This window comes from Micromonospora sp. NPDC049089 (assembly GCF_040648775.1).
GTDB lineage: Bacteria > Actinomycetota > Actinomycetes > Mycobacteriales > Micromonosporaceae > Micromonospora.
This window is the reverse complement of the sequence record NZ_JBEZEH010000229.1, coordinates 1-10,974: the sequence shown is the minus strand read 5'-3', so window position 1 is coordinate 10,974 and position 10,974 is coordinate 1. Positions and strand designations below refer to the sequence as shown.

At 72.4% G+C, this 10,974-nt stretch carries 11 protein-coding genes; 2 read left to right on the top strand and 9 right to left on the bottom strand.

Annotated features, from left to right (window positions below; all coding sequences use genetic code 11):
- Positions 1-89 precede the first annotated feature (89 nt).
- The 8 genes from AB0B48_RS28735 to AB0B48_RS28700 form a co-directional block, all read right to left on the bottom strand.
- Entirely contained in the window at positions 90-554 is a 465-nt protein-coding gene (locus AB0B48_RS28735) for a hypothetical protein (protein ID WP_357206936.1), read from the bottom strand.
- A gap of 28 nt (positions 555-582) precedes the next feature.
- Positions 583-2,535 (bottom strand): VWA domain-containing protein, encoded by a 1,953-nt coding sequence (locus AB0B48_RS28730; RefSeq protein ID WP_357206934.1) that lies wholly within the window; start codon positions 2,533-2,535, stop codon positions 583-585.
- A gap of 2 nt (positions 2,536-2,537) precedes the next feature.
- Positions 2,538-3,998 (bottom strand): sigma 54-interacting transcriptional regulator, encoded by a 1,461-nt coding sequence (locus AB0B48_RS28725; RefSeq protein WP_357206932.1) that lies wholly within the window; start codon positions 3,996-3,998, stop codon positions 2,538-2,540.
- A gap of 57 nt (positions 3,999-4,055) precedes the next feature.
- Complete coding sequence (locus AB0B48_RS28720) at positions 4,056-5,132, bottom strand: hypothetical protein (RefSeq protein WP_357206930.1); 1,077 nt, start codon at positions 5,130-5,132, stop codon at positions 4,056-4,058.
- Between the two features lie 76 nt (positions 5,133-5,208).
- Positions 5,209-5,859, bottom strand: a complete 651-nt coding sequence (locus AB0B48_RS28715; protein WP_357206928.1) for a response regulator transcription factor — start codon at positions 5,857-5,859, stop codon at positions 5,209-5,211.
- Positions 5,856-7,100, bottom strand: a complete 1,245-nt coding sequence (locus AB0B48_RS28710) for a histidine kinase (RefSeq protein WP_357206926.1) — start codon at positions 7,098-7,100, stop codon at positions 5,856-5,858. Before AB0B48_RS28710 ends, AB0B48_RS28715 begins: the two co-directional genes overlap by 4 nt.
- A gap of 55 nt (positions 7,101-7,155) precedes the next feature.
- The gene (locus AB0B48_RS28705; RefSeq protein ID WP_357206924.1) at positions 7,156-7,653 is read right to left on the bottom strand and encodes a hemerythrin domain-containing protein; all 498 of its coding nucleotides are present in this window, start codon (positions 7,651-7,653) and stop codon (positions 7,156-7,158) included.
- Between the two features lie 5 nt (positions 7,654-7,658).
- Positions 7,659-8,639, bottom strand: coding sequence for an aldo/keto reductase (locus AB0B48_RS28700; protein WP_357206922.1), 981 nt, complete (start codon positions 8,637-8,639; stop codon positions 7,659-7,661).
- Between the two features lie 70 nt (positions 8,640-8,709).
- Here AB0B48_RS28700 and mgrA point away from each other — a divergent pair, with 70 nt between their 5' ends.
- Positions 8,710-9,705, top strand: coding sequence for an L-glyceraldehyde 3-phosphate reductase (mgrA, locus tag AB0B48_RS28695; protein WP_357206920.1), 996 nt, complete (start codon positions 8,710-8,712; stop codon positions 9,703-9,705).
- Between the two features lie 27 nt (positions 9,706-9,732).
- On the opposite strand, the gene AB0B48_RS28690 is transcribed toward mgrA, so the two are convergent.
- On the bottom strand, positions 9,733-10,662 hold the full coding sequence (locus AB0B48_RS28690) for a lytic polysaccharide monooxygenase (RefSeq protein WP_357206918.1): 930 nt from the start codon (positions 10,660-10,662) through the stop codon (positions 9,733-9,735).
- 124 nt (positions 10,663-10,786) lie between these two features.
- On the opposite strand from AB0B48_RS28690, the gene AB0B48_RS28685 reads away from it, so the two are divergent.
- Entirely contained in the window at positions 10,787-10,909 is a 123-nt protein-coding gene (locus AB0B48_RS28685) for a 50S ribosomal protein L36 (protein ID WP_030490864.1), read from the top strand.
- Positions 10,910-10,974: the final 65 nt, after the last annotated feature.

Below are 10,974 nucleotides of genomic sequence, written 5' to 3'. Positions count from 1 at the left end.
TTTGTTTGAGTATTCAGTTGTTCTCACAGACATCACGCTCAATGGACCACGGCACCCGTGCCGGGTCGCGGCTGAACAGCCGCCGCCGGTCAGGACCGGAGCAGGTGCAGTTGGGACTGGTGCTTCGGCAGGTGCACCCGGGTGTGCAGGTCCAGGGTGCGGGACCAGGGCAGTGGCTCGTCGACGATGAGGTCGAAGCCCTCGCGTAGGTGCGTCTCGACCGGGGTCTCCGCTGCCAGGCCGAGCTGGTCGACCAGCCCGCACAGCCGGTCACTGGTGCCGTGCAGCAGCGCGGTCAGGCCACGCAGGCCACCCTGCTCGGCGGCGAGCGCGTCGAGCTGCGGGCGGTGCACGTCCTCCTCCAACTCGTAGTAGGCGAACGGCGACCCGGCCAGCAACGCCTCGGTGGCGTGGATCATCAGCTCGTCGTTGGCGACCAGATGCGCGACGATCTGCTCGGCACTGAGCTGCCCCTCCGGAGCCGGACCGAACCCGCCAGCGTCGACCTCCGCGAACAGGGCACCGTAAGCCCGCCGCAATCCCCCGCTCTCCATCCCCCCAGTCAACCCGCCGCGGCGGGAGTTAGCGGCGGGATTGGCGGGAGCGGAGGTAGTCGCTGACCACGTACTCGCCCAGGTCGCCGGTGTCCGGCGTGAACATGCGACCCCGGCTGCGGCGGGCCACCGCGTCGACGAAGCGTCGCAGACCCGGGTCGTCACCGAGCATGAACAGGTTGAGCGTGGCACCGTAACGGCTCAGCCGGTCCACCTCGCGGACCGTCGCCTCGATCGTCTCCGGCAGCGGCGGCCAGTGGAACAGCGCCTCCCCGTCGTCCGGATCCAGGTGCGCGGTCGGCTCGCCGTCGGTGACCACCAGCACGATCGGCTCGGCGTCCGGGTGCCGGCGCAGGTGCCGGCCCGCCAACCGCAGCGCGTGCTGGAGGTTGGTGCCCTGCTCCATGTCCGGCTCCACGGCCGCCAACTCCTGCTGGGTGAGCGTCATCGCCTCCCGGCCGAAGCCCACGATCTGCAGGGCGTCCTGTGGGAAGCGCGTCTCCATCAGGTGCGCCAACGCCAGCGCCGTCTGCTTCATCGGCCCCCAACGACCCTGCGAGATCATCGAGTACGACAGGTCGACGCAGAGCACCACAGCGGCCGAGGCGCGCCTCTCGGTCTCCACCACCTCGAAGTCGTCCACCGCGAGCTGCACCGGGACCGTCGGCCCGGCCCGACTGACCGCCCGGGTCAACGTGCGTACCACGTCCAACGGCTGCTCGTCGCCGTACTGCCAGGGCCTGGACGCGCCGCTGACCTCGCCCGCCGCACCGGCCGAACGCAGGTCGTGCTGGCCACGCGGCCCGGCGGTCAGCTCCGCGAAAACCTGCCGCAGCGCGGTCCCGCCGAGCCGGCGCAGCGCCTTCGGGCTCAGTGTGAGCCCCTCCGCGTCCCGGCTGACCCAACCCTGGCGGCGCAACTCCCGCTCCAGGTCACGCAGACGGCGAACGTCATCGGCCGCATCCCGGCCCAGCGTGCGCGCCACCGCGTCGACGTCCACGTCGTCGAGGGTCGCCCCCGGGTGTTCCTGGTCGAGCTGGTCCAGCAGGTCGTCCAGGTCGCCGATCTCACCCAGCGCGCCGGCCGCGTCGGCGTAGTCCAGCGGCTGGTCGCCACGGACCCGCTCGCCGCGCCCCCAGCGCAGATCGGGTCGCAGCGCGCGCAGGTTCGCGTCGAGCGCGGACAACTCCCCCGCAAGGCGGTCGCCGAGCGACTGCTGCATGAGGCCAGCCAGCTCGGCGCGCTGCCGCTCGGAGAGCGAGTTCATCAGCCGCTCACCGGCCGCCGCCCGGCGGGCCAGCACGTCGATCAACTCGTCGACGTTCTCCGGCTTCTCCGGGAAGAAGTCACCATGTCGGCGCATGAACTCGGCGAACGCGTCGGTTGTGTCCTCCGCGCGACCGTGCCGGGCCAGCAGGTCGTTCAGATCGCCCATCATCTCGGCGAGCCGCTGCTGGGCGGCCGGGTCGGCGGAGGCGCGCACCGCGTCGCGCATCCCGGCGAAGCGCTGGCCGAGCACGTCGTCACGGAGTTGGTCGAGGATCTGTTGGTACGCGCGGCGGGCATCGTCGCTCGCCCACTGGTAGCCGGACAGCTCCTCCACCGCCCGCGCCGTCGAGCGCGGCAGATTGTCCAGCACCGCCTCGGCGAACCGCGCGTCGTCGTCGTCGCGACCCCGCAGCTCGTCCCGCTCGGCGGCGAGGGCCTGGTCGAGCAGGGCCTGGGCCCGGGTCACCGCCCCGTCCAGGTCGCCCCTGCGCAGCGCCTCCCGGCGTAGCCGCCGAGCCCGGGCGGCCAGGTCGTCCAGGCCACCCCGTCCCTGCGGGCCACGGCGCAGCAGGTCACGCAGCGCCTCCCGCAGGCTGCCGCCGGCCAGCACCTCGGCACCGACCGCGTCCACCGCCTCGCGCACGTCGTACGGGGGTGCGAGCGGGTCGGGCCCGCCGTTCCACTGCCCGTAACGGAACCGGTTGCCGGCCACGGTCAGCCCCGGCCGCCGTAGACGGTGCGCCCCGAGTCGGTGACGTCCTTGCCGAGCCGGCGGGTCAGGTGCAGCCCCTCCAGCACGAACTCGACGGCGGCAGCGGCCTCCTCCGAGGTGGGCGCGTCGCCCAGGTCGAGCCGATCCAGGACCTTCGCCAACCCGGGTACGGTGCCGACCTGGCGCAGCAGCTCGGCGGCGCTGACCAACTCGCCGGTCTCGATCGCGGCGCCGTCCTCGACCAGGGCGGTGAACCCGGACAGGTCCAGCCCGGCCAGGCGGGCCCGGAACGTCTCGGCGGTCGCCGTACGCAGCAGGTGCGCGAGGATCTCGGTCTCCCGGCCCTCCTCGCCGCTCTCGAACTCGACCTTGCCGCGCAGCGTGCTCGTCACCGACACCGCGTCACCGACGCGGGCGACGGCGGCCTCGGGGCGACCGTCTGGGGTGTCGGAGGCGGCGAGCAGACCGGCGCGACGCAGCGCGGCACCGGCGACCGTCTCGGCGGCGGCGATGGCGAAGCGGGCGGAGACACCGGAGCGCGGGTCCACCGACGGCGACTCCCGGACGGCGCGGGCGAAGCGGGCGAGCACCTCCAGCACGTGTTCCGGCACCTCGGCGAACAGGTCGGCCTCCTGGCGGATCAGCGCCAGCTCCAGCTCCAGCTCGACCGGGTAGTGGGTGCGGATCTCCGCTCCGAAACGGTCCTTGAGGGGAGTGATGATCCGGCCCCGGTTGGTGTAGTCCTCCGGGTTGGCGCTCGCCACCAGGAGCAGGTCCAGCGGCAGGCGCAGCTGGTAGCCGCGTACCTGGATGTCGCGCTCCTCCAGCACGTTGAGCAGGGCAACCTGGATCCGCTCGGCCAGGTCGGGCAGCTCGTTGACGGCGAAGATGCCCCGGTTGGTGCGCGGCACCAACCCGAAGTGGATGGTCTCCGGGTCGCCGAGGGTACGACCCTGGGCGATGCGGATCGGGTCGACGTCGCCGATCAGGTCCCCGACGCTGGTGTCCGGGGTGGCCAACTTCTCGCCGTACCGCATCGAGCGGTGCAGCCAGCCGATCGGCAGGTCGTCACCGGCCTCGGCGACCTGGGCGACCGACGCCGGGGTGAGCGGGTGCATCGGGTGCTCGTTGAGCACCGAGCCGGGCAGAACGGGGGTCCACTCGTCGAGCAACGCGCCCAGTGAGCGGATCAGCCGGGTCTTGCCCTGGCCGCGCTCGCCGAGCAGCACCATGTCGTGCCCGGCGAGCAGGGCCCGCTCGACCTCGGGCAGCACTGTGTCGTCGTAGCCGACGATGCCGGGGAAACGGGTCTCGCCGGAGCGCATCCGGGCGAGGAGGTTGTCGCGGAGTTCCTGCTTGACGGTGCGGTACTGGTGACCGGCCGCCCGTAGCGCGCCGAGCGTGCCGGGCAGGTCGGCCGGTGGAACCGGGATTACCGGGGTAGGCGCAGTCACCCGACCCACGCTAGCTCACATTCGCGGGGGCGCCCCGGGCATCAGGGGGCACCCCCGCTCCCACCCTCAGCCCCGGTCGCAACGCCGGCAGGCACCGCGACGGCGCAGGTGGTACGCGTACGTGGCGACGCCGAGGGCCACGCCCCACAGCGGCCAGAGCAGCATCGGCGCCCCGGTCATGCTGAGCCCGCCGGTCAGCCGCCAGAACTCGGGATTGCTGAGCAGCCCCAGCGAGGCCGCGGTCACGGAGATGGCGACCAGGGTGGCCGGCACCACGGCCAGCTTCACCGGCACCCGACGGCCGGCCAGGCCGAGCATCCAGCGCGGGAACCGCTCACCCCAGCGCTGCAGCAGTCCGAGGGTGAGGATCGCGCCGACGCTGGCGAAAGCGCCCAGCCCGAGCCCGGCCCAGACCAGCCCGGTGTCCTGCATCTCGGTCAGGAACTCGCGGGAGATGCCGAGCGGGATGCCGGCCGCCCAGGCGAACCGGGTCACCGCGTACGTCAGGGGGATCGCCGCGGCGATGCCGGCGGCCCACCGGCCCCAGCGGGTTGCGGCGGCCGGGGTGGTCCACCGCTTGCCGGTGTCGGCGCGGCCGCAGCCGACGCAGGCTCCGGCGGTACGGCGCTGCCAGGCGAGTACCGCCCCGGCCAGCAGCAGCCCGCCGGCCAGCGCCGCGAACCGGGCGAACAGCGCCCAGTTGAAGACATCGGAGTAGTCGATGGGCGGCCAGCCGAACGGCACCCCGACGATGAGTATCGGCAGGTAGCCGAGGACGATCAGCACTCGGACGTCCGGCACGACCAGGACAAGGACGAACGCGACCGCCCAGCCGTAGCCGGCGAGCAGCGCCCGCAGCGGGCCGGGTGATCGCGCCGCCGGGCGGCTCATGGCCAGGGCGGCCACCGCGGCGGTGAGCAGCACGCCGGCGAAGAGCGGGGTGGCCACCTCCACCGGCACCAGGCGCAGCAGGCTGACGTCGCCGCCGTGGGGGTCGTTCGGGCCGAACGGGTAGCCGGCGCCGGTGAGCGTGCCGAGCAGGGCGAGCACGCCCCACAGGCCGAGCCAACCGGCGGCCAGTGGGGCCAGCCGGTCCGGCCAGCGGGAGTCGGTACGGGGTCGGGAGGCAGTGATCGTTGTCATGCTCTCAGCCTCGACTGACAGCCGCCGGATTCCCTCCCGGCCGGCGGTGAACCCGCTCCCCCGATGGAGGGACCGATCAGCCGGACGGGGTGACGAAGCCGGACTCGTAGGCGGCGATGACCGCCTGCGTGCGGTCGCGGACGCCCAGCTTGGCCAGCACGTTGCCGACGTGCGTCTTGACCGTCTCCACCCCGACCACCAGGTGCGCGGCGATCTCCGGGTTGGACCGGCCGGTGGTCATCAACCGCAGCACCTCGGCCTCCCGTTCGGTGAGCCGGGCGGCGCTCAACCGGTCGCCGCCCGCCGGCCCGTACGCCCCGACCAGTTGGCGGATCGCGGCCGGGAAGAGCAGCGACTCGCCGGCCGCGACCACCCGGACCGCCTCGACCACCTCGGCGGGCCGGGCCCGTTTGAGCAGGAACCCCGAGGCGCCGGCGCGCAGCGCCTCGTAGACGTACTCGTCGTTGGCGAAGGTGGTGACCACCAACACCCGGTGCGGGTCGGCGGAGGTGGCCAGCAGGTGCCGGGTGGCCTGGATGCCGTCGATGCCGGGCATCCGCACGTCCATCAGCACCACGTCGGGCCGGTGCCGGGCGACCAGCGGCGGCACCTCGGCCCCGTCGGCGGCTTCGGCGAGCACGCGCAGGTCGGGTTGGGCGTCGATGATGGCCCGCAGCCCCACCCGGATCAGCTCGTCGTCGTCGACGATCAGCACTCCGGTGGTCATGTCGTCTCCTCGTAGGGCAGGCGGGCCCGGATCAGCCACCGGTCGCCGTCGGGGCCCACGGTGAGCCGGCCGCCGAGCAGCAGCACCCGCTCCCGCATGCCGTCCAGGCCTCGACCGCCTCGCCCCCGCCGGCCTCGGTCGGGGTGGCGCACCGCGTTGACCAGCTCCAGCTCCAGCGCGTCGCTGTGCAGGTCCAGGCGTACCGTCACCGGCCCGTAGCCGTGCCGGGCGGCGTTGGTCAGTCCTTCCTGGACGATTCGGTAGCCCTCCCGGGAGACCACAGCGGGCACCCGGGTCGGGTCCCCGGCGCGTTGCGCGTGCACGGCCAGGCCGGCCGCGCGGGCGTCGGTGACCAGCCGGTCCAGGTCGGCGAGGGTACGCTGCGGCGCCACCACGGGTCGGTCGCGTCCGTTCTCCCGGAGCAGCCCGAGCACGTGGTCGAGGTCGTCCATCGCGGTCCGCCCGACGTCCTCGATGGCGGTGAGCGCCCGCCGGACGAACTCGGGGTCGGTGTCGAGGACCTCTCGGGCGGCCCCGGCCTGGAGGGTGGCCACGGTGAGCGCGTGGCCGACGGAGTCGTGCAGCTCCCGGGCCAGCCGGTTGCGTTCGGCGAGCCGGGCGGCCCGTGCTTCGAGGGCGGCGATCCGCTCCGCCTGGGCCGGGCCGAGCAGCACCGGCGCCATGGATCCGGCGAGCGCGCCGAGACCGGCGACGGCGTAGCCGAGCACGACCAGCAGGAGCACCCCGGTCACTGTCAGCCAGCCGCTGTCCTGTCCGTCCAGTGGCCCGAACTGTTCCTGGCTGATCACCTCGGTGCCGATGCCGAACTGTTGGGCGATGAAGGCCAGTGCCATCGGCAGGGCGCTGAACAACCCGATCATCACCAGCGCGCCGACGATGAGGTGGGTGGCGATCCAGAGCGCGCTGCGCAGCCGGGTCTCCCGGTCGCCGTGGTGCCCGGGCGCGGGGTCGGGCAGGTCGACGCCGAGCAGGGCCCGGACGGCGGCGATCTCCAAGGCCCGGCTGCCGTCCAGCAGCAACGGGACGACGGCGATCAGTGCGGCGATGACCAGCAGGACGTAGACCATTGGACGGGGGATCGCCGAGTCGGCGAGCAGTTGGGCGAAGGTCACCGCGAGCAGGCCGTACGGCAGTGCCAGCACGCCGCCGAGCAGCAGGAACACGCCGCGTCGCCAGGTGGTGCCGGCGACCAGGGGGGCCAGCGCCGCTCGGAGGGTCACGTCGTCATTCTGCTGCCCGGACCGGTCCCGCCGACTCCCCCGCGTCGGGGAGATGTCAGCGGTGGTCGGCGACGTACTGCTGCGGGTCCTTGTCGCGGAACGGCAGGTTGCGGCCGAACTTGTGCTCGCCGTAGAAGGTCAGCCAGCGTTGGCCCAGCTCGGCCCGGAGTTCGGTGCTGGCGTGCCGGCGGAAGTCGGGCAGCGCCTCGTCCTCTTCCTCGGCCAGGTGTTCGCTGTTCTCCCGGCGGGCGTTGCCGACCGCCTCCCACCACTGGTCCGAGCCGACCGGGTGCAGTTTCGCCTCGGCGATGGCGTCGCGGATCTTGTTGTGGTCGCCGATCGCGTCGGCGGTCTCGTCCTCGCCGTCGTCGCCGTGCTTGACCAGGTGCGGGTAGAGGATCGCCTCTTCCGCCTCGGCGTGGATGTCCAGGTGCAGGGCGAGAGCGTCCCAGATGGCGAGCATCTCCTGCTCGTCGCGGGCGTCGTCGAGGCGGGCGAAGCCACGCCGGAAGGCGGCGTGGTCGTCCAGGATCAGTGCGGTGATGTCGTCCACTGTGCTCACTTTCCGGTTGGGTTGCCGAACCGGGCACGCAGCATCGCCGGCATCGCGGCGAGCCCGGTGATCGGGCGGAAGCGTTTCGCCGCCTCGGCCAGCGCCGTGTACTCGTCGTCGGCGAGGTCGATGTCGGCGGCGGCGGCGTTGCGTTCCATCTGCTCGACCCCGGACGCCCCGGGGATGGCGAGCACGTTCGGGTGGCGCAGCAGGTAGGCCAGCGCGATCTGGCTGGGGGTTGCGTCGTGCGCGTCGGCGACCTGGCGCAGCGTGTCGATCAGGGCCGCACCGCGCTCAAGGTTCTCCGGCAGGAAGTACGGGTTGGCACGCCGGACCGCACCGGTCGGCGGGTTCCTGGCGTCGTAGCGGCCGGAGAGGAAGCCCTGCGCCAACGGGCTGTACGCGATGACCACCCGGCCGGCCTGCCGCGCGTACGGCAGCAGGTCCTGCTCGGGCGCGCGGTCCAGCATGCTGTAGCGGACCTGGTTGCTGAGCACCCGCCGGCCGAGCGCGGCTTCGGCGATCTGCCAGCGGCGCAGCCCGTAGTTGCTCACGCCGACGTCGCCGATCAGCCCGACGTCCTGAAGGGTCCGCATGCCGCGCATCGTGGTGTGGTCGGCGACCAGCGGGTTGTGCTGGTGCACCTGGTACAGGTCGATGCTGGTGACGCCGAGCCGGGCCGCCGAGGCGACCGCCCGCTGCTGCACCACGGCGGCCACCGGCAGCACCGGCAGGATCTTGCTGGCGATCACGACCTTCGGCCGGTCGTCGCCGAGGGCCGCGCCGAGGATGCGTTCGCTGCGCCCGAAGCCGTAGATCTCAGCGGTGTCGAAGACCGTCACACCGAGCTCGACGGCCCGCCGGACGATCTGCGCCGCCTGCCGCTCGAAGTCCGGGCCGTACCCCCACTCCCGGGAGCCGAACTGCCAGGTGCCCAACCCGATCTTGGACAGCGGTTTGGGGGTGTCGAGCGCAATGAAACGCATGGCGTCGAAACTACCCCGATGTCCCGGTTTCCACGCCCGATCCACGCCAGGGCGGGCCGGAGCTAGGCTCATGATCGTGACTTACCTCGCCGCGGATGACCGCTACGACACCATGACCTACCGGCGCAGCGGACGCAGCGGCCTGCGACTGCCTGCCGTCTCCCTCGGGCTGTGGCACAACTTCGGTCCGGACCGCCCGTTCGAACGGCAGCGCGACATCGTCCGCCGCGCCTTCGACCTGGGTGTCACCCACTTCGACCTGGCCAACAACTACGGCCCGCCGCCCGGTTCGGCGGAGGAGAACTTCGGCCGGATGCTCGCCACCGACCTGAAGCCGTACCGGGACGAGTTGGTCATCTCCAGCAAGGCCGGGTACCTGATGTGGCCCGGCCCGTACGGCGAGTGGGGCTCGCGCAAGAACCTGATCTCGTCGTTGGACCAGTCGCTGGGCCGGATGGGGCTGGACTACGTCGACATCTTCTACTCGCACCGGTTCGACCCGGACACCCCGCTGGAGGAGACGATGGGGGCGCTCGACGCCATCGTCCGCTCCGGCAAGGCGCTCTACGTCGGCATCTCGAACTACAACTCGGAGCAGACCACGCGGGCCGCCGCGATCCTGCGCGAGTTGGGTACGCCGCTGCTGATCAACCAGCCGTCGTACTCGATGCTCAACCGCTGGACCGAGTCCGACGGCCTGCTCGACACGTTGGAGCAGGTCGGTGCGGGCTGCATCGCGTACAGCCCGTTGGCGCAGGGCCTGCTGACCGACCGCTACCTGGGCGGCATTCCGGCCGACTCGCGGGTTCGCACCAGCGTCTTCCTCAACGAGAGCGACCTCAGCGACGAGAAGATGGCCACCATCCGTGGGCTCGGTGCGGTCGCCGAGGGGCGCGGCCAGTCCCTCGCTCAGCTCGCGTTGGCCTGGGCGCTGCGTGACCCGCGGATGACCAGCCTCATCATCGGCGCGAGCAGCGTCGAGCAGTTGGAGACGAACATCGCCGCGCTGAACAACCTCGACTTCACGGCCGACGAGTTGGCCGAGATCGAGCGCCACCTGGGCTGAACACCGTCGGGTCCCGGGCGGGTCGGTTCACCAGATCCGGCGCCGCCCGGCCCGGTGGTTACGCACCTCGCACTGCCGGCCCACCGGTGCTGCGGCGCTGCGGCGTCGCCGTCCGGCACCGATCAGCAGCAGCGCCAGGACCAGCACGGTGGCGGCACCGGCCAGCACCGGCCACCGGCCGCCGAGGTTGGTCACCGACGCCACCGGCACGCCCGGGTCGGCCGCCGCCACCACCGCCGTCTCGGTGGCGGCCGGCCCACTCGCGGCGGTACGCGGCGCGCTCTTCGTCGCGGCGGCCTCCGCCGGGGTGGGGGTGGCCGTGGCACCGGTGGCCTTGGCACCGCGGAACACCACGTCGGAGCAGGAGTAGTAGGTGTCCGGCGTGTTGGAGTTCTGCCAGATCGTGTAGATCAGGTGTCGGCCACTGCGGCCCGCGGGCAGCCGGCCCGCCAACTGGTACGCCCCGGCCCGCACCGGCGGGTCGGTCAGTGTCAGGAACGGGCGCGACTCCAGATCCGCCCAGGTCAGCTTCTTGCTCGGGTCGTAGTCGGGCGTGGTGACGTAGAGCCGGAAGGTGCCCCGGTGCTCGATGGTGGTCCGGTACCGGAAGGTGAACTTCGCGCCGGTGGTCAGCGTGGTGCTGGGCCAGTCGGTGCGGGGCAGGTCCAGTCCCCGGTACGCGGACAGCCCTCCACTGCACAGCTCGCCGTCCGGGATCCGTTCCCGATCTCGCCCGTTGATCGTGGAAACCCGCACGTTGTCCCATTCGCGGACCGCCGCGCCGGCCTTCACCGCGGCCCGGCAGGCGCTGGTGGCCGCGTACCGGCCCTCGGGGCCACAGGCAGCCGCGCGACTGATCGGGTCGGTCGGGGCGCCGTGGGCGGCTGCGGGTGTGGCGGCGAGCGGCACTGTCGCGGCAGCGACCAGCACCGTGGCGACGAGCCGACGTACGGGCATGAGGATGACCTCCGCCCACTGGTACGGCCGGCAGACGGCAAAGGTTCGACGCTGACCGGCCGGGAATCCGGCGGGTGGGTGCGGCGTTTCGATACTCGGAACCGCTAGCACCGAGGAGGCAGACATGAAGGTACGTAGCTCGTTGCGTGCGCTCAAGCAGAAGCCGGGTTCGGTGGTGGTCCGCCGTCGCGGCCGGGTGGTCGTGGTGAACCGCGCCAACCCGCAGTGGAAGAGCCGCCAGGGCTGATCAGGCCCCGCACGGACATAAGAGTTGAACAGCGCCCTGACCGGATACCGGTCAGGGCGTTCTGT